The 19,202-nt window shown below is 50.7% G+C and carries 14 protein-coding genes; 4 read left to right on the top strand and 10 right to left on the bottom strand.

Annotation, left to right across the window (positions count from 1 at the left end; translation table 11 throughout):
* Positions 1–55: 55 nt before the first annotated feature.
* The 5 genes from malZ to phoB all read right to left on the bottom strand — a co-directional run bounded on the left by malZ (position 56) and on the right by phoB (position 7,245).
* On the bottom strand, positions 56–1,873 hold the full coding sequence (gene malZ / locus AABJ99_RS17760; protein ID WP_039020988.1) for a maltodextrin glucosidase: 1,818 nt from the start codon (positions 1,871–1,873) through the stop codon (positions 56–58).
* 154 nt (positions 1,874–2,027) lie between these two features.
* A complete protein-coding gene (gene proY / locus AABJ99_RS17765) occupies positions 2,028–3,401 on the bottom strand; it encodes a proline-specific permease ProY (protein ID WP_001353407.1) in 1,374 nt (457 codons plus the stop codon).
* A gap of 75 nt (positions 3,402–3,476) precedes the next feature.
* The gene (gene brnQ / locus AABJ99_RS17770; RefSeq protein WP_000149639.1) at positions 3,477–4,796 is read right to left on the bottom strand and encodes a branched-chain amino acid transporter carrier protein BrnQ; all 1,320 of its coding nucleotides are present in this window, start codon (positions 4,794–4,796) and stop codon (positions 3,477–3,479) included.
* Positions 4,797–5,202: 406 nt separating this feature from the next.
* Positions 5,203–6,498, bottom strand: a complete 1,296-nt coding sequence (phoR, locus tag AABJ99_RS17775; RefSeq protein WP_039020989.1) for a phosphate regulon sensor histidine kinase PhoR — start codon at positions 6,496–6,498, stop codon at positions 5,203–5,205.
* 57 nt (positions 6,499–6,555) lie between these two features.
* The gene (gene phoB / locus AABJ99_RS17780; RefSeq protein WP_000113933.1) at positions 6,556–7,245 is read right to left on the bottom strand and encodes a phosphate response regulator transcription factor PhoB; all 690 of its coding nucleotides are present in this window, start codon (positions 7,243–7,245) and stop codon (positions 6,556–6,558) included.
* A 189-nt stretch (positions 7,246–7,434) separates the two neighbouring features.
* Here phoB and sbcD point away from each other — a divergent pair, with 189 nt between their 5' ends.
* The 3 genes from sbcD (at position 7,435) to araJ (ending at position 13,087) form a co-directional block, all read left to right on the top strand.
* The gene (sbcD, locus tag AABJ99_RS17785) at positions 7,435–8,637 is read left to right on the top strand and encodes an exonuclease subunit SbcD (RefSeq protein WP_001221329.1); all 1,203 of its coding nucleotides are present in this window, start codon (positions 7,435–7,437) and stop codon (positions 8,635–8,637) included.
* Positions 8,634–11,777: an exonuclease subunit SbcC gene (gene sbcC, locus AABJ99_RS17790; RefSeq protein WP_039020990.1), complete on the top strand. Its 3,144-nt coding sequence runs from the start codon at positions 8,634–8,636 to the stop codon at positions 11,775–11,777. The genes sbcD and sbcC overlap by 4 nt, the downstream gene beginning before the upstream one ends.
* A 125-nt stretch (positions 11,778–11,902) precedes the next feature.
* On the top strand, positions 11,903–13,087 hold the full coding sequence (araJ, locus tag AABJ99_RS17795) for an MFS transporter AraJ (RefSeq protein ID WP_039021006.1): 1,185 nt from the start codon (positions 11,903–11,905) through the stop codon (positions 13,085–13,087).
* Positions 13,088–13,161: 74 nt separating this feature from the next.
* Here the strand turns inward: araJ and mak are convergent, their stop codons facing one another.
* On the bottom strand, positions 13,162–14,070 hold the full coding sequence (mak, locus tag AABJ99_RS17800) for a fructokinase (RefSeq protein ID WP_039020991.1): 909 nt from the start codon (positions 14,068–14,070) through the stop codon (positions 13,162–13,164).
* 125 nt (positions 14,071–14,195) lie between these two features.
* On the opposite strand from mak, the gene rdgC reads away from it, so the two are divergent.
* Positions 14,196–15,107: a recombination-associated protein RdgC gene (rdgC, locus tag AABJ99_RS17805; protein WP_001298537.1), complete on the top strand. Its 912-nt coding sequence runs from the start codon at positions 14,196–14,198 to the stop codon at positions 15,105–15,107.
* A gap of 77 nt (positions 15,108–15,184) precedes the next feature.
* On the opposite strand, the gene AABJ99_RS17810 is transcribed toward rdgC, so the two are convergent.
* From AABJ99_RS17810 to aroM, 4 genes are all read right to left on the bottom strand, one after another.
* Positions 15,185–15,640, bottom strand: coding sequence for an SF0329 family protein (locus AABJ99_RS17810; RefSeq protein WP_338387395.1), 456 nt, complete (start codon positions 15,638–15,640; stop codon positions 15,185–15,187).
* Complete coding sequence (locus AABJ99_RS17815) at positions 15,637–17,916, bottom strand: DUF2773 domain-containing protein (protein ID WP_148936339.1); 2,280 nt, start codon at positions 17,914–17,916, stop codon at positions 15,637–15,639. The genes AABJ99_RS17810 and AABJ99_RS17815 overlap by 4 nt, the downstream gene beginning before the upstream one ends.
* 143 nt (positions 17,917–18,059) lie before the next feature.
* On the bottom strand, positions 18,060–18,344 hold the full coding sequence (gene ppnP, locus AABJ99_RS17820; protein ID WP_039020993.1) for a pyrimidine/purine nucleoside phosphorylase: 285 nt from the start codon (positions 18,342–18,344) through the stop codon (positions 18,060–18,062).
* A 71-nt stretch (positions 18,345–18,415) separates the two neighbouring features.
* Entirely contained in the window at positions 18,416–19,093 is a 678-nt protein-coding gene (gene aroM / locus AABJ99_RS17825) for an AroM family protein (protein WP_160524139.1), read from the bottom strand.
* Positions 19,094–19,202: the final 109 nt, after the last annotated feature.

Below are 19,202 nucleotides of genomic sequence, written 5' to 3' on the forward strand. Positions count from 1 at the left end.
TCGCTGCGTAGTGTCAGGGCTGATGACTAACGACGTAACAAATAAAACAGATGCTTTAGTTCATCCATACCGTAGCCGAAATGGCAGGCAAAGCCAGAATCCCGTCTGTCAGTTGCCCATGGCCTTCTTTGCGTTGCCATTGCGCGACATTGAGTAACGGCGACGCGGGTAGCACCACTTCACAGGCTTCGCCACGGTTGATAGCCACCAGCACACGCTGCTGATTCAGCACGCGGACAAATACCACCACGTTATCTTCCGCATATAGCACCTGACAGCCGCCACGACGCAGCGCCTGACTTTTCTTACGCAGCGCAATCATTCGCTGGTACAGCGCGAATAACGCCGTATCCTGCTTTTCCACCTGCCAGGGGAACGGTTTACGGCAAAACGGATCGTTTTTACCATCCAGTCCCACTTCATCACCGTAATAAATGCACGGTACACCAGGCCAGGTGAACAACCAGACCACCGCCAGCGGCAGGCGCGCAATATCCCGACCGAGCAGAGTTTTAAATCGCGCAGTATCGTGGCTATCGAGCTGATTAAACATACGTAATTGCTGTTGATGAGAAAGCCCTGCGCGGTAATTATCCATCCAGGCCATACAGGTTTGGGCGTCAATTTGCTGCGGATCATAAGAGATATCGGTGTTGGCAAGAAATCCCCACAACGGGAATGTGAAGCCGCGATAGTTCATGGCGGCATCTTCCACATCGGCCTGTAACCATTGCCGTGCATCGCCAAAATGCTCTCCGACAATATACGCTTCCGGCTGAGTTTCTTTCGCCGCTTCGGTGATCCCAGCAACGTGCTGCAAATTATTGCGCGCCCCACCCGCTTCTCCCAGCATATGCACCACATCCAGCCGCCAGCCGTCCATATTCCATGGTGCTTTCAGCCAATGGCGGACAATGCTGTCTTCCCCGCGATAAATTTCATTCACCAGACTTTCCGACTGATAATCCAGCTTCGGCAGGCTGGCATAGCCCAGCCAGTCGAGCGCCGTGCCATCATCGCTAAATGAGTACCAGTCACGCCAGGGCGATTCGGGGTTGTGACAAGCGCCACCTGTCCCACGATTATGTCGGTCAAACCAGGCATGGGAATCGCCACTGTGGTTAAACACGCCGTCCAGCACCAGCCGCATTCCCATCTGCTGTGTATTGTTTCGTAAACGCAGCAACGCCCCATCGCCGCCAAACTGCGGATCGACATGGCGATAATCCTCGGTATCGTATTTATGTACGCTGGGAGCTTTAAACACCGGATTAAGATACAGCGCCGTCACGCCAAGTTTTTTCAGATACGGCAGTTTTTCGCTGATACCGTCCAGATCGCCGCCATAGAACGTTGATCCGCCCGCCTGCGCCGTGACCGGTTCATCCCAGTCACGCAATATGATCTCTTGTCCGGCTGCGTGATGGTAATAAACATGATCCTGTTCAGCTTCACGAGGAAGACTACGGGCGAAACGATCAGGGAAGATCTGATAAAAAATCTGATCCGCAGCCCATTGTGGGCCGATATCCGGGACATCGACGGCAAACTGCTCCAGTCGTGCTGGCGGCATTCGGCTGAAGCCCTGCGGTGTAAACCAACGCTGGCGATCGTGCCACAGTAATTTGAAACTATAACGCCGCCGAGGTTGCCCGCTGGAGAGATCGATCGCCGCCCGCCATGCGGTAACGCCAGGCTGCGGCTGACTGCGCTGCTTATGCATCGGTACTGACGTTTCTTCGTTATCGTTTTCTGTACGTAGCATAATCCGCTGCGGTGGGTCTTCGCCTGTCAGCCACAGTGTAATGAGTAGTTGATCTTTGCTTTGTTTAACAAATGGGGGCACCGGCAGGTGCCATGCATTTAACATCATAATTCCCCTGTGATGAAAATCTGATCACCTTGCCATAGCCTAATGCAGGATCACTCATCATCTGAAGGATATTTGGGGGAGGAGGACGGGGGCGGATAACTTTCGGAATAGCCGGATCAGGGCTTGCCTTGATCCGGCTTACAGAACGCAGTGATTAGTGATTTTCAGCCAGCTGACGATCGTGGCGGCGTTTAAACATCCAGCCAATCAACAGCAGAACAATCCACGCGAAACCAACGTACAGCGAGATACGTGTGTCCGGATGATAACCAATCAATCCGATAATAAAGAGCAGGAAAATCAAACCGCCGATGGTCGTTGCTACCCCACCTGGTACTTTAAATTTCAGTGCCTTCACTTCTTCTGGCGGCAAACGGCGACGGAAAGCAATTTGCGACAGCAGGATCATAATCCATACCCACACCGTGGCGAAGGTTGCCAGCGAAGCGATCACCAGGAAGACATTTTCCGGCATGATGTAGTTCAGATATACCGCAAACAATAGCGCGGTAGTCATCACCAGCACCGTGACCCACGGAATACCGCGACGCGAGGTTTTGCTGAAAATTTTCGGCGCGCTACCCTGCTCTGCCATGCCGTGAAGCATACGACCTACGCCAAATACGTCACTGTTAATTGCTGACAGCGAAGCGGTCAGCACAACAAAGTTAAGAATGCTGGCGGCAAAGGTAATGCCCATATGCTGGAACGTCAGCACGAACGGGCTACCGGCAGTGCCAACCTGATTCCACGGATAGATAGACATAATGACGAACAGCGTACCGACGTAGAACACCAGAATACGCATCGGCACGGAGTTAATCGCACGCGGAATCGATTTTTCCGGATCTTTCGCTTCCCCGGCGGTAATCCCGATAATTTCGATCCCACCGTAAGCAAACATTACCATTTGCAGCGACATCACCATGCCAAGCCAGCCGTTACTGAAGAAGCCGCCGTTGCTCCAAAGATTATGGATACCGGTCGGTTGCCCGCCGTTGCCAATCCCCCAGATAATGATGCCGAAACCGGCGACAATCATGATGATGATGGTGGCGACTTTAAAGAACGAGAACCAGAACTCAAGCTCACCAAATACCTTCACGCTCATCAGGTTTACGGCGCAGATAATCAGCACTACGCTCAGTACCCAAATCCAGTGTGGCACCGTCGGGAACCAGACGCCCATATAGATACCGAAAGCGGTCACATCGGCGATGGCGACAATAAGGATTTCAAAGCAGTAGGTCCAGCCAGTGATATAACCTGCCAGTGGACCGAGGTTTTCCTGCGCATAGCGCGAGAAAGAGCTGGCTGCCGGGTTATGTACCGACATTTCCCCCAGCGCACGCATAATGATATACGCCGCGATACCACCGATAATATAGGCCAACAACACGCTCGGACCGGCCATTTTGATGGCGTCTGCCGAACCGTAAAACAACCCGGTGCCAATTGCTGAACCCAGTGCCATAAAGCGTATGTGTCGGGTACTTAGCCCACGCTTTAGCTTGTTCTTACTTTCCATCAATTCCTAACCCATCAACACAATAAAAAACCACGGGGCATCGCAGCCCCGTGGTTAAAACAAATATTCAGTGATTTAGTGAGCGCTGGAGGTCACCTGACGACCTGCCGCGCGATCCCAAATAATGGCCAGAACCACCATCACCACTGTTGGCATTAACCACGCAAGACCTTGTTCGGCCAGCGGTAAGCGCTGCGCCCAGGACGGTAAGATATCGCTGAATGCAGATGCTTTGATCCCGTCGAGAATACCAAAAAGCAGGCTGATAAACATCGGCGGAGCAATCACGCGGGACGAATTATGCCACCATGAGCGTGTAAAACTTAATACAACCAGTGCGATACACGGCGGATAAATAGCGGTCAGCACCGGTACGGAGATCTGAATCAGCTGGCTCAAGCCGAGGTTAGACACCACCATCGAGAAGCCGCCGAGGATAAACACCAGCGTACGATAGGAGAGCGGTACGTACTGAGCAAAGAATTCTGCACAAGCACAGGTCAGGCCAACCGCCGTGACCAGGCAGGCGATAAAGATTAACGCCGCCAGCAGGAAGCTACCACCGCCGCCAAAGGTGTGCTGAACGTAGGCATGCAGAATAGCCGCACCGTTTGCAGACTGATCGACCAGCGACGCGCTGTCTGAACCCAGACGGAACAGCGCCAGGTACAGCAGAGTCAGACCGACACCCGCCATCAGGCCAGCCCAGACGGTATAACGGGTCAGCAGACGCGCTTCGGTAACGCCGCGAGAACGCGCCGCATTAACAATAACGATACCAAACACCATCGCGCCCAGCGTATCCATGGTCAGATAGCCATTAACGAAGCCGTTAGAAAACGCGGCGTTTTGATAAGCCTCAGTCGCCGTGCTGATAGAGCCCGCAGGCCAGACAATTGCCGCAACAGACAGGATGACCAGCGCGATAATTTTCAGCGGTGCCAGGAAGTTACCGACGGTATCCAGCAGTTTGCCCGGATAGAGCGAAACCAGAATAACGATAGCGAAATAGACCAGGCTGTAGATAAACAGCGGCAGCGCGGAGTCACCCGTCAGGGGCGCAATGCCCACTTCAAAGGAGACGGTGGCTGTACGCGGCGTGGCGAACAACGGCCCTACAGCCAGGTAGCAAACCGTTGCCAGCAGTACGCCAGCGACTTTACCAATTGGCGTGCTGAGGCTGTCAACACCACCGCCAACTTTCGCCAGCGCCACCACCGTTAATACCGGCAGGCCAACGGCAGTAATGAGGAAGCCGAATGCCGCAGTCCAGACGTGTTCGCCTGCCTGCAAGCCGACCATTGGAGGGAAAATGATGTTACCTGCGCCGACGAACAACGCAAATGTCATAAAGCCCAGAGCGATGATATCGCGCGATCTTAATTGATGGGTCATAAATCATACTGCCTGTGGATGTGGTGTTGTAACGTTAAATTTTTGTGCCAATCCCTGGGGATGATACAGCGGTATATTTAAACAATTTTAGCGGGAAATACTCCCAACCAGGCGCGGCGAAGAATAGTTTTTCGATTTACCGCGTGAATGCAGTCAGTATGACAGCACCTGAAGCGCAATTTAAACGCTTATAACGTTTTAAAGCAAGAAGGGATCTAAAAACCAGAGGTATATAGCGATAAGAAATCACCAACCAGTATAAAACACTATTTCCGTGAAAAAGACATGGCTAATCATGCGAACAAAAAATCACCAACCGTTGTAAAATCTAACGCCCGTATTTTGACTGCAAAGAAAATAAGCCAGCATCAGCTGGCTTATGGCAATAAAAGATGACAAAGGCGGATTATTCGCTGTTTTTGGCAATTAAACGTTCCGGGATAACAAAACTGAAACGCGTACCTTTTCCCACCGTACTCTCAATATGCAGGCGACTTTCGTGATGATTCACCGCATGTTTCACGATCGCTAACCCTAATCCGCTACCGCCAGTTTGTCGGGAACGTGCTTTATCAACGCGATAAAAACGCTCGGTCAGGCGCGGAATATGCTCCGGTGCGATGCCCGGTCCATTATCTTCAACGCTAAATTCGGCACCGTGCGGCACTCGCTGCCAGCGTACGGTGATATGCGTACCTTCCGGCGTATGATTCACGGCGTTATAAACCAGGTTCGAAATCGCGCTGCGAAGTTGGTCTTCGTTGCCAGACACCTTGAGGTCGTTATCTATTTCAAAGGTAAATGTCTGTTTTTTCTGACTCAGAGTCTGAGCCTCGCGCTCAACAACGCGCAGCATCATCGGCACATCAACCTTTTCATTGAGCAACTGCGTCGGCGCGGCTTCTATTTTCGACAGCGTCAGCAATTGCTTCACCAGCCCTTCCATCCGCTGGGTCTGCTCGCGCATGGTGTGCAACGCTTTTTCACGTACCGCGCCTTCCAGCGGTTGCTCATCCATCATCTCCAGGTAACCCTGTAACACGGTCAATGGCGTACGTAACTCATGGCTCACGTTGGCAAAAAAGTTACGCCGCGCCCCTTCCAGTTGATGCATTTGCGTGACATCACGCGCCACCATCAGCAACTGTTTGTGGGTATAAGGCATGACGCGAATTTCCAGATGCCGCCCGCTGTTGAGCACCAGATTAAGCGGGCGAGAAAAATCACGCGTTTTCAGATATTGCGTAAACTCCGGGTAACGCAGCAGGTTAAGGATGTTCTGCCCGTTATCTTCCGGCCAGCGCAAACCAAGAATCTGTTGCGCCAGACCGTTACACCAGAAAATACCGCCCTCTTCCGTGGTCAGCACCACCGCGTCGGGCAGCGACTCCGCGCCACTACGAAAGCGTTTAATCAGATTGCCCAGTTCGCGGCGGCGTTTTTTATTACGCAGCTGCATCTGGTGTAAGCCGTATAGCAGCGGTTCCCAGCTACCACGCCCCGGAGGCGGGGTCATACTGCGATCCACCCACAGCCACCATGAAAGGCGCAATAAATTCCAAAAATGCCAGATAAGCAGTCCTGTTACCGATGCCAGCAAAAACCAAGGCAGGTAACCAAAAAATGCACCCAGGATGAAAGCCGGGAGGCAGCAAAGTAGCAGCTCCAGCACCAGCCTTTTCCACGACAGCCGTTCCAGCACGTAAGATACTCCAGTTAAGAAATCATAAGCCCTGCTCTGCGTCCGATGAGCAAGGCGTTAAAAGCGGGTTGAAAAACGATATCCTGTACCGCGTACGGTCTGCACCATGCGGTCATGTCCGCCGGGCTCCAGTGCCTTACGCAGGCGACGAATGTGAACATCGACCGTGCGGTCTTCCACATATACGTTGGTTCCCCAGACGTGGTTTAACAGCTGCTCGCGGCTGTACACGCGCTCGGGATGTGTCATAAAAAAGTGCAGCAGTTTAAATTCTGTCGGCCCCATCTCCAGCGGTTCTTCGCCCGCCATCACCCGGTGAGATGTCGGGTCGAGACTGAGCCCCTGCATCTCGATCACCTCTTCCACCGCCATTGGCGAAATACGGCGCATTACCGCTTTGATTCGCGCCACCAGTTCCTTCGGCGAAAACGGCTTGGTGATATAGTCATCCGCACCGGTTTCAAGGCCGCGCACGCGATCTTCTTCTTCCCCTCTGGCGGTCAGCATCACCACTGGAATATCTCGGGTCATCGACTCGCGCTTGAGGTGTTTGATGAACTGGATACCGGAGCCGCCAGGTAACATCCAGTCAAGGAGAATTAAATCCGGCCAGGGTTCATTCAGTTGATTCACAGCACTGTCATAATCTTCCGCTTCGACCGGCTGAAAGCCATTTTGTTCGAGCACGAAGCAGACCATTTCGCGAATTGGAGCTTCATCTTCTACGACCAGAATACGTCTCGCCATGATTTGCCCTGTTGTAATAAATAGGTTGCGATCATTAATGCGACGTCATTATGCGTCAGATTTATGACAGATTTATGAAAAGCACGTCGCACATATCTTCAGGTAGTTGATTTCCGTGGCGCAGAAAAAAGCAAATGGCACATCTGTTTGGGTATAATCGCGCCCATGCTTTTTCGCCAGGGAATCGTTATGCGCATCCTTCACACCTCAGACTGGCATCTCGGCCAGAACTTCTACAGTAAAAGCCGCGAAGCTGAACACCAGGCCTTTCTTGACTGGCTGCTGGAAACAGCGCAAACCCATCAGGTGGATGCGATTATTGTTGCCGGTGATGTTTTCGATACCGGATCACCGCCCAGTTACGCCCGCACGTTATACAACCGTTTTGTTGTCAATTTACAGCAAACGGGCTGTCATCTGGTGGTACTGGCAGGAAACCATGACTCGGTCGCCACGCTGAATGAATCGCGCGATATCATGGCGTTCCTCAATACTACCGTGGTCGCCAGCGCCGGACATGCGCCGCAAATCTTGCCTCGTCGCGACGGGACGCCAGGCGCAGTGCTGTGCCCCATTCCTTTTTTACGCCCGCGTGACATTATTACCAGCCAGGCGGGGCTTAACGGTATTGAAAAACAACAACATTTGCTGGCGGCTATTACCGATTATTACCAACAACATTATGCCGATGCCTGCAAACTGCGCGGCGATCAGCCTCTGCCCATCATCGCCACGGGGCATTTAACGACCGTTGGTGCCAGCAAAAGTGACGCCGTGCGTGACATTTATATTGGCACGCTGGACGCCTTCCCGGCACAAAACTTTCCGCCAGCCGACTACATCGCGCTCGGGCATATTCACCGCGCACAGATTATTGGCGGCATGGAACATGTTCGCTATTGCGGTTCCCCCATTCCACTGAGTTTTGATGAATGCGGAAAAAGTAAATATGTCCATCTGGTGACATTTTCAAACGGCAAATTAGAGAGCGTGGAAAACCTGAGCGTGCCGATAACGCAACCGATGGCGGTACTGAAAGGCGATCTGGCGTCGATTACCGAACAGCTGGAACAGTGGCGCGATGTATCACAGGAACCACCTGTCTGGCTGGATATCGAAATCACTACTGATGAGTATCTGCATGATATTCAGCGCAAAATCCAGGCATTAACTGAATCACTGCCTGTCGAAGTATTGCTGGTACGCCGCAGCCGTGAACAGCGCGAGCGTGTGTTAGCCAGCCAACAGCGTGAAACCCTCAGCGAACTCAGCGTCGAAGAGGTGTTTAATCGTCGTCTCGCACTGGAAGAACTGGATGAATCACAGCAGCAACGTCTGCAACATCTTTTCACCACGACGCTGCAGACCCTCGCCGGAGAACACGAAGCATGAAAATTCTCAGCCTGCGCCTGAAAAACCTGAACTCGTTAAAAGGCGAATGGAAGATTGATTTCACCCGCGAGCCGTTCGCCAGCAATGGGCTGTTTGCGATTACCGGCCCAACCGGCGCGGGGAAAACCACCCTGCTGGATGCCATTTGCCTGGCGCTGTATCACGAAACTCCGCGCCTTTCTAACGTTTCACAATCGCAAAATGATCTAATGACCCGCGATACCGCCGAATGTCTGGCGGAAGTGGAGTTTGAAGTCAAAGGTGAAGCGTACCGTGCCTTCTGGAGCCAGAATCGGGCGCGTAACCAGCCAGACGGTAATTTGCAGGTGCCGCGCGTAGAGCTGGCGCGCTGTACCGATGGCAAAATTCTCGCTGACAAAGTGAAAGATAAGCTGGAACTGACGGCGACGTTAACCGGACTGGATTATGGGCGTTTCACCCGTTCGATGCTGCTTTCGCAGGGGCAATTTGCTGCCTTCCTGAATGCCAAACCAAAAGAACGCGCGGAATTGCTCGAGGAATTAACCGGCACCGAAATCTACGGGCAAATCTCTGCGATGGTCTTTGAGCAGCACAAATCGGCCCGCACTGAGCTGGAGAAACTGCAAGCGCAGGCCAGCGGCGTCGCGTTATTAGCGCCAGAACAAGTGCAATCGCTGACAGAAAGTTTGCAGGTACTCACTGTCGAAGAGAAACAGTTACTCGCCGCACAGCAGCAAGAACAACAATCGCTAAACTGGTTAACGCGTCTGGACGAATTGCAGCAAGAAGCCAGCCGCCGTCAGCAGGCATTGCAACAGGCGTTAGCCGAAGAAGAAAAAGCGCAACCTCAACTGGCGGCGCTCAGTCTGGCACAACCGGCGCGAAATCTTCGTCCGCACTGGGAACGCATCGCAGAACACACTGCGGCACTGGCGCATACTCGCCAGCAGATTGAAGAAGTAAATACTCGCTTACAGCGCACAATGGCGCTTCGTGCGAGCATTCGCCACCACGCGGCGAAACAGTCTGCAGAATTACAGCAGCAGCAACAAAGCCTGAATGCCTGGTTACAGGAACACGACCGCTTCCGTCAGTGGAACAACGAACTGGCGGGTTGGCGTGCGCAATTCTCTCAACAAACCAGCGAACGCGAGCATCTGCGGCAGTGGCAGCAACAGTTAACCCATGCAGAGCAAAAACTTAATTCACTTCCGGCGATCTCGTTGACGTTAAGCGCCGATGAAGTTGCTAGCGCCCTGGCGCAACATGCTGAGCAACGCACGCTGCGTCAGCGCCTGGTCGCGCTGCATGGGCAGATTGTTCCCCAACAAAAACGCCTGGCGCAATTACAGGTTGCTATCCAGAATGTCACGCAGGAACAGACGCAACGTAACGCCGCACTTAACGAAATGCGCCAGCGTTATAAAGAAAAAACGCAACAACTTGCCGATGTGAAAACCATTTGCGAGCAGGAAGCTCGTATCAAAACGCTGGAAGTTCAACGTGCGCAGTTACAGGCAGGTCAGCCTTGCCCACTTTGTGGTTCCACCAGCCACCCGGCGGTCGAGGCGTATCAGGCGCTGGAACCGGGCGTTAATCAGGCTCGGCTATTAACGCTGGAAAACGAAGTGAAAAAGCTCGGTGAAGAAGGTGCGGCGCTACGTGGGCAACTGGACGCCTTAACGAAGCAGCTTCAGCGTGATGAAAACGAAGCGCAAAGCCTCCGACAAGATGAGCAAGCACTTACTCAACAGTGGCGAGCTGTCACGGCCAGCCTCAATATCACCTTGCAGCCACAGGACGATATTCAACCGTGGCTGGATGCACAAGATGAGCACGAGCGCCAGCTGCGGATACTCAGCCAACGGCATGAATTACAAGGGCAGATTGCCGCGCATAATCAGCAAATTATCCAGTATCAACAGCAAATTGAACAACGCCAGCAGCAACTCTTAACGGCATTGGCGGGTTATGCACTGACATTGCCACAGGAAGATGAAGAAGAGAGCTGGTTGGCGACGCGTCAGCAAGAAGCACAGAGCTGGCAGCAACGCCAGAACGAATTAACCGCGCTGCAAAACCGTATGCAGCAGCTGACGCCGATTCTGGAAACGTTGCCGCAAAGTGATGAACTCCCGCACAGCGAAGAAACTGTGGCGCTGGAAAACTGGCGGCAAATTCATGAACAATGTCTCGCGTTACAAAGCCAGCAGCAGACGTTACAGCAACAGGATGTTCTGGCGGCGCAAAGTCTGCAAAAAGCCCAGGCGCAGTTTGACACCGCGCTACAGGCCAGCGTCTTTGACGATCAACAGGCGTTCCTTGCAGCACTGATGGATGAACAAACACTAACGCAACTGGAACAGCTCAAGCAGAATCTGGAAAACCAGCGCCGTCAGGCGCAAACGCTGGTCACTCAGACAGCTGAAACGCTGGCACAGCATCAGCAACACCGACCTGACGGCCTGGATCTCAGTGTGACGGTGGAGCAGATTCAGCAAGAGTTAGCGCAAACTCACCAAAAGTTGCGTGAAAACACCACGAGTCAGGGCGAGATTCGTCAACAGCTGAAACAGGATGCGGAAAACCGTCAGCAACAACAAACCTTAATGCAGCAAATTGCTCAAATGACGCAGCAGGTTGAGGACTGGGGATATCTGAATTCGCTAATAGGTTCCAAAGAGGGCGATAAATTCCGCAAGTTTGCCCAGGGACTGACGCTGGATAATTTAGTCCATCTCGCTAATCAGCAACTTACCCGGTTACACGGGCGCTATCTGTTACAGCGCAAAGCCAGCGAGGCGCTGGAAGTCGAGGTTGTTGATACCTGGCAGGCAGATGCGGTACGCGATACCCGTACCCTTTCCGGTGGCGAGAGTTTCCTCGTCAGTCTGGCGCTGGCGCTGGCGCTTTCGGATCTGGTCAGCCATAAAACGCGTATTGACTCGCTGTTCCTTGATGAAGGTTTTGGCACGCTGGATAGCGAAACGCTGGATACCGCCCTTGATGCCCTGGATGCTCTGAATGCCAGTGGTAAAACTATCGGTGTGATTAGCCACGTTGAAGCGATGAAAGAGCGTATTCCGGTGCAGATCAAAGTGAAAAAGATCAACGGACTGGGATACAGCAAACTGGAAAGTGCGTTTGCAGTGAAATAACTATTCAGCAGGATAATGAATACAGAGGGGCGAATTATCTCTTGGCCTCGCTGGCCGTTATCCTGCAAGCTATCACTTTATTGGCTACGGTGATTGGTAGCCGTTCTGGTGGTTGTGATGGTGGTATGAAAAAAGTCATTTTATCTTTAGCTCTGGGCACGTTTGGTTTGGGGATGGCCGAATTTGGCATTATGGGCGTGCTCACGGAGCTGGCGCATAACGTAGGAATTTCGATTCCTGCTGCCGGGCATATGATCTCGTATTATGCGCTGGGGGTGGTGGTCGGTGCGCCAATCATCGCCCTCTTTTCCAGCCGCTACTCACTCAAACATATCTTGTTGTTTCTGGTGGCGTTGTGCGTCATTGGCAACGCCATGTTCACGCTCTCTTCGTCTTACCTGATGCTCGCCATTGGTCGGCTGGTTTCCGGCTTTCCGCATGGTGCATTTTTTGGCGTCGGGGCGATTGTGTTATCGAAAATTATTAAACCCGGCAAAGTCACCGCCGCCGTGGCGGGGATGGTTTCGGGGATGACAGTTGCCAATTTGCTGGGCATTCCGCTGGGGACGTATTTAAGTCAGGAGTTTAGCTGGCGTTACACCTTTTTATTGATCTCTGTGTTTAATATCGCGGTGATGGCATCGGTCTATTTTTGGGTGCCGGATATTCGCGACGAGGCGAAAGGAAAGCTGCGCGAACAATTTCACTTTTTGCGCAGCCCGGCCCCGTGGTTAATTTTCGCTGCCACGATGTTTGGCAACGCGGGTGTATTTGCCTGGTTCAGCTACGTAAAGCCATACATGATGTTTATTTCCGGTTTTTCGGAAACGGCGATGACCTTTATTATGATGTTAGTTGGGCTGGGGATGGTGTTGGGGAATGTGCTAAGTGGCCGGATTTCAGGACGTTATTCACCACTACGCATTGCGGCAGTGACTGATTTCATTATTGTGCTGGCATTGCTGATGCTCTTTTTCTTCGGCGGCATGAAAACAACGTCGCTTATTTTTGCTTTTATTTGTTGCGCGGGATTATTTGCCCTCTCAGCACCGCTGCAAATATTGTTACTGCAAAATGCCAAAGGTGGAGAATTATTAGGTGCCGCAGGTGGGCAAATAGCGTTTAACCTCGGTAGCGCCGTCGGCGCATATTGCGGAGGTATGATGCTGACGCTGGGGCTGACTTATAATTACGTGGCGCTGCCTGCCGCCCTGCTTTCGTTTGCTGCGATGTCGTCGTTGCTGCTGTATGGTCGCTATAAGCGCCAGCAAGCGGCGGATAGTCCGGTGCTGGCGAAACCAGTGGGATAGGTTGCAATCACTGCTTGTTGTCGGATGCGGCGCGAGCGTCGCATCAGGCATGATGCACCAATTGCCTGGTTTTTTTACTCATGTGGCCATAACCATGCAGCGCCGCGTACGCCGCTGGAATCACCATGTTTCGCCTTACGCACCGGCGTTTCACATTCGCCGCCGAAGACAAATTGTTTAATCAACTGCGGAACCGTTTGATATAAACGATCTACATTGCTCATCCCGCCCCCCAACACAATCACATCCGGATCGAGAATATTCACTACGTGTGCCAGCGATTTTGCCAGCCGCAGCTCGTAACGACGCAATGCCAACTCCGCTACCGGATCGCTTTCTTCAACAAGGCGGATAATTTCACTACCTTTCAGCGCATGTCCGCTCAAACGATGATAATCCGTCGCAAATCCCGTACCCGAAATAAAGGTTTCAATGCAGCCTTGTTTGCCGCAATAACAAGGGACTTCCTCGCGATAACGCAGTTCATCTTCGTCCATCCACGGTAGCGGATTATGTCCCCACTCGCCTGCCGTGCCATTGCCGCCGATATGCGCTCGACCATTGAACGCTACGCCCGCGCCGCATCCCGTGCCGATAATCACGGCAAATACCGTCTGCGCTCCCGCTGCTGCGCCATCTACCGCTTCCGAGACCGCCAGACAGTTGGCGTCATTTGCCAACCGCACTTCCCGTTGCAACCGCGCGCTTAAATCTTTATCAAATGGCTGACCGTTAAGCCAGGTTGAATTGGCATTTTTCACCACGCCAGTGTAAGGCGAAATCGAGCCTGGAATGCCCATGCCTACCGTTCCGCGCTGCCCTGTCGCCTGCTCCGCCATATCAACCAACGTGGCGATCGTTTCGATGGTCTGATGGTAATCATCACGCGGCGTGGGCAGACGATGACGATACAACTGCTCCCCTGCATCGCCCAGTGCAATCACTTCAGTTTTGGTGCCGCCTAAATCGATACCTATACGCACGGTACTCTCCTTATTTTTTTTCAATATCAATAGCGTAGAGACGGACAACCGGATTGGCAATGCAAGGCCGCCGACAATTCGTTATCATGCCCGCTAAATTTAACGACAAGGCCGTGGAAATTATCATGCTGTGGTTCAAAAATTTAATGGTTTACCGTCTTAGCCGCGAGATTTCGCTGCGTGCAGAAGAGATGGAAAAACAGCTAGCCTCGATGGCATTTACCCCATGCGGCAGCCAGGACATGGCGAAGATGGGCTGGGTTCCTCCGATGGGATCGCACAGCGATGCGTTAACGCACGTTGCCAATGGTCAAATTGTTATCTGCGCACGCAAAGAAGAAAAAATCCTCCCGTCTCCGGTGATTAAACAGGCGCTGGAAGCAAAAATCGCCAAGCTGGAAGCGGAACAGGCGCGCAAGCTGAAGAAAACCGAAAAAGATTCGCTGAAAGATGAAGTGCTGCACTCTCTTCTGCCGCGCGCTTTCAGCCGTTTCAGCCAAACCATGATGTGGATCGACACGGTAAACGGTTTGATTATGGTGGACTGCGCCAGTGCCAAAAAAGCAGAAGATACGCTGGCATTACTGCGTAAAAGCCTGGGGTCGTTACCGGTTGTACCATTGAGCATGGAAAACCCGATTGAACTGACGCTGACCGAATGGGTACGCTCTGGTAGTGCGGCACAAGGCTTCCAGCTGCTTGATGAAGCCGAACTGAAATCGTTGCTGGAAGATGGCGGCGTGATCCGCGCGAAGAAACAAGATTTGACCAGCGAAGAAATCACCAACCACATTGAAGCAGGAAAAGTGGTGACTAAACTGGCGCTCGACTGGCAGCAGCGCATTCAGTTTGTGATGTGCGACGATGGTTCACTCAAGCGTCTGAAGTTCTGCGACGAGCTGCGCGATCAAAACGAAGATATCGACCGTGAAGATTTTGCCCAACGTTTTGATGCCGATTTCATCCTGATGACCGGTGAACTGGCAGCATTAATCCAAAACCTGATCGAAGGATTAGGTGGCGAAGCACAACGTTAATTGCTGATTTGCCTTTAATGCCGGATGCGACGCCTGCGGCGTCTTATCCGGCGTACGAATCCACACCAGGCATATAATCATTCGCTACGGCGGGCAATAATTTTTAGCGCAGCAATATTATGCGTTTTACGCCGTAACTGATCCAACCGTCTCATCCCTATTCGCCTGTCAGCGGCACGCAGAATATTCACTAACCCCCATTTATCGCTGGTAAATTGTTTCGTTAACAGCTCCGCTTTTGGGGTATCAATATATTCACGCAATAAATCAGAAATTGAACAAATATCCGTCAGATAAGGATGCCAGCAAGTTTCACCATGAAAATTACGCACTCCACCATTGCCTGCCATAAAGTCTTTTGGGTAATCCCAGATCACGTCTTTATCCAACGTGATCCAATAACGCGGTAAATCGGTGCTTCCACCATTTTGGCTGCGCATGGGATAACGGGTACAGTGAATTTGCAGGTTGATCGTTGGCGTCAGTAAGTCATAAATCTCCCTCTGTAACTTGCTCCAGGGGCGTTGTGTCATTGTTTTTCCTCAAGCCGGTTACGCGCTTCACTGCGAATTTGCCGCGTTGCCCCGGTTTTCACTAAATCACGTAACTGCGAAAGATCGGGCTGATCGACAAATAAGATTAATGATGGATCCTCTTTTAACCACGCCGTTTTCACATCGGCAGCCAACTGTGGATTATTAATAGCCAGCGCCCGATCCTGTGACTCAGTCAATGTCGTTAACAAAGAGGCTGGGGTATGTACATTGCGCAACGCCGTCTGCCGCAAATGATCATTGTGACTTTTCAGCAATCCGCACCACCATTCATCATCTGATTTATCTTTTATCGTATCCAGCTCCGCAAAAATATCGCTTTCCTCATGATTCCAGCGGTGTAATCCTCTTTCACTTTGTCTACGGGTGCTATTTTTCATACTGACAACAGACAACGCCCAGTCGGAGTTAAAACGATACTGTTGATCGAGTTTGTTGATAATTCCGGAGGGTAAATCTTTATTATCAAATAACTGGTTTCGCATCCGATAGCGGTATTCAGCAGGTAAATAAACCAGTAAATCGATAGCATTATTAAGCATCTCTTCGTCAATAATACCATTATCAATCAGCGCCAGCTGTACTTCGTAGGCTTGCTCTTGATCTTCTTGCCGTTTACTCATCATTAATTTTAAGGTGTGTTGCCATAATTGTTTCTTATACTCCAGAGGTAACAATTTATCGCGTGCCAGCTCATACCAGATGCTGGGAATGTCATGCTGATTCAGTAGATAACTAATCACTTCCTTCGAGGTCAGATAACGCATGCCGTCACGTAAATTGTGCACATCTTCTTTTGCCAAAGTCAGTTGACGCGACTCCGGCAAAGCGACCAATAACGCCTTCACGATATTTTTATTTTCTTTATTATCCAGATACATTTGTTCTGCGATACGTTCAACATCCTCTGTCCTCAGGGTCGCTGACTGTTGGGTGATTTTTAGTTCAGTAAGCGTCCGGGCTAATGCTTGACGAACTTTCAGCGATTTATCTTTACTCAACAACACCGCTTGTTGTGCGGTTAAATCGGTTCCGGTAATTCTTTCGCGTAACTCCGGATCTTCGCTATTTATCAATTCATCAACCACTGCAGTTGGAACCAGCCAGGCGTAATCGTAATGGCTGATTAATGTCTTGCGCACACTGAGAAAAGGGCTTTGACTTAACGACACAACAATATCAGGAGAAAGATTATCCTGTCTGGCCTGCTCCAGCTGTACGCTCTCGACGGGTACAGACATTAATTTTTTATTCACTTCGGCGGAAATGTTACTGTTTTTAACCAGCCCTCTGGCAACAGCTTCATCTTTAATTATTTCGTCGGTAAGCAAATGCATCTGTTGAGCGGGCCAGGACTGCGCCATCGATTCACGCGTCTGGTCATCGGGGTGCTGTAACAGTTGCAGCATAACGGCGGTTGACAAACTTTCTATATGAGTCAGAAAACGTGCCACCAGTGGATCTTCATGCTTTATTTTATCCGCAAGGAAATTATCGAGTTTCCCCGTTTCAATCCATTTTAATTTCTCATTAATTTCAGGAGCAGCTTTATCTCGAAAAAGAGGTAAACCCTGAACGATATTGTCTACGACGCTATCATAGTCAGGATACGCATTGGAAATATTATCGGTTTCGATTTCACTATGATCATAAAGATTAGGCGTCACCAGTGAATAGGATTTTTGAATATTCTCGTCCCAGTTATATTCTTCACCGCTTTCATCTTCATTGATATAAAACTCAGCTTTGATGACCTCAAATTGCGTTGCTTTATCGGAAACAATAATGCCTCGCGCGCTAATTCCTTTCATCACTTCAAAGTTGTGATCATTATAATCAGCATAAACCAAACCTTTCGCTGTCATCTGCCCTTTGACATACGCGAAATCATGATTAATAAAGTTGTCGACAATAACATTACCTAATACAATCAGATGACCATTACCTGACAGATAATCATCATAATCGCCGGAAATCGTTAAATTACCGTTCACCACCAGTTTATGCTGATTGCTGAAGTTAGTGGGTAATGATAGGTCACCATTGTGATAATACCAACGGATATTATCTTTCAGCATATAAGCAGCTTCCATACTATCGTCGGTTGCCGCTTTAACTACGTTGCGCTCGTCTGCCGTCATAAGATGAAAGTCAGAGGTGATAAGGTCCTCGCTACTGATCCACTCTGTGGCACATGCATTGCCAGTCATAAAAAACACGACCATACAGATGACCAATATATTAATTCTATTCATAATCTTCACTGATATTTATATCAACCTTGATGAATTATGAATATATCGGAAATCGAAAAAATCGCAGCAAAGGAAATATTATTATGGGTTAAAGAGAGGATATTTCAGAAAAATGCCCTCCCGTTCATGGGGAAGGCGAGGAATTACAGATAGCGGCACAGATAAGAGGTGGGTTCGGCAACTTGCAGATGAAACTCGCTGTGACCGGGAACATTAAACACCGAACCGGCTTCATACACTTGCCAGTCGGTCGCGTCAGGCAGTAACACATTCAGCGCACCACTGATTACCGTCATCTCTTCAGGCTCAGCGGTGCTGAAGGTGTATTCGCCTTCAATCATAACACCCACGCTGGCGCGACCAGTGCTGCTGCTGGAAAAGCCGATCGATTTCACTTTGCCGGAAAAGTACTCATTACTTTGAAGCATAAACTGGCCCTGTCTGGTAGTTGAACATCTACTTCACTATAGGGGCCAGAGGCGCTGGCTGTCACGCAAAATTACACCAGTAATTCCGCAGCTAGCCTTGCAATCAATACGTTGGAGAGCAAGACAGGAACATCGAGCTGTTTTTGCAGTAAATCGCGATGACGTTGGTGAAATCCTAAACAATCCAGCATGATGACATCAGCCCCTTTTGCCAGTAATTCTTTCCCGGCATCAATGATTTTTTGTTCTGAATCATGAATGGGGTTACCCAATGAAAATACCGGCGATTTCTGCAAAATTTGCCATTTTTGCGCCTGAACGGGCAGCATCTCCTCAACCGGAACGATAACCCCTACCTGATGATCTTCAACAATAGAGGAAACCAGCGGTGGCAATATTCGCGACGGCTCAAGAAAGATCGTATTACGCGCGGTCATACTACTAATGTTTGCCGTACTCATTAATATAATGACGTCGTAACCCTGATTATCGAGCACTTCAACCACACCTTGCAGGTCTCGCTCCACTTTGCGACGCGAAACATGGGCCAGCTGGTTGTCATTTAATAATGTGAGAATTGTGTCTTCGCCTGCTTCTGGCGCGTACTCCGCCATCACTTCTTCGCGGCTTAACTTCCCCAGCAGGCTATGATGGGAAATATTATCTTCGTCAATGTATTCTGTCAGGAGCGGCAAAACTTCCTGCATAGGTACAATGCCGATGGTCAGGATCGCCAACGACGCACTCATTGTTCTTCCACCTTACTTTTATTTCGTCGTTAATTACCGGGCAAGCGCTAAGCACCACTGCCGACACTTACCTGTGCTACAAATGACAAAAAGCGTAGCAGCAGACCTG

The sequence above is a fragment of the Escherichia coli genome (genome assembly GCF_036503815.1).
Taxonomy (GTDB): Bacteria; Pseudomonadota; Gammaproteobacteria; order Enterobacterales; family Enterobacteriaceae; genus Escherichia; species Escherichia coli_F.

Coding starts and splice junctions, on each gene's coding strand:
- malZ (WP_039020988.1), bottom strand. CDS start 1,873: ATGATGTTAAATGCATGGCACCTGCCGGTGCCCCCATTTGTTAAACAA.
- proY (WP_001353407.1), bottom strand. CDS start 3,401: ATGGAAAGTAAGAACAAGCTAAAGCGTGGGCTAAGTACCCGACACATA.
- brnQ (WP_000149639.1), bottom strand. CDS start 4,796: ATGACCCATCAATTAAGATCGCGCGATATCATCGCTCTGGGCTTTATG.
- phoB (WP_000113933.1), bottom strand. CDS start 7,245: ATGGCGAGACGTATTCTGGTCGTAGAAGATGAAGCTCCAATTCGCGAA.
- sbcD (WP_001221329.1), top strand. CDS start 7,435: ATGCGCATCCTTCACACCTCAGACTGGCATCTCGGCCAGAACTTCTAC.
- sbcC (WP_039020990.1), top strand. CDS start 8,634: ATGAAAATTCTCAGCCTGCGCCTGAAAAACCTGAACTCGTTAAAAGGC.
- araJ (WP_039021006.1), top strand. CDS start 11,903: ATGAAAAAAGTCATTTTATCTTTAGCTCTGGGCACGTTTGGTTTGGGG.
- rdgC (WP_001298537.1), top strand. CDS start 14,196: ATGCTGTGGTTCAAAAATTTAATGGTTTACCGTCTTAGCCGCGAGATT.
- AABJ99_RS17810 (WP_338387395.1), bottom strand. CDS start 15,640: ATGACACAACGCCCCTGGAGCAAGTTACAGAGGGAGATTTATGACTTA.
- AABJ99_RS17815 (WP_148936339.1), bottom strand. CDS start 17,916: ATGAATAGAATTAATATATTGGTCATCTGTATGGTCGTGTTTTTTATG.
- ppnP (WP_039020993.1), bottom strand. CDS start 18,344: ATGCTTCAAAGTAATGAGTACTTTTCCGGCAAAGTGAAATCGATCGGC.
- aroM (WP_160524139.1), bottom strand. CDS start 19,093: ATGAGTGCGTCGTTGGCGATCCTGACCATCGGCATTGTACCTATGCAG.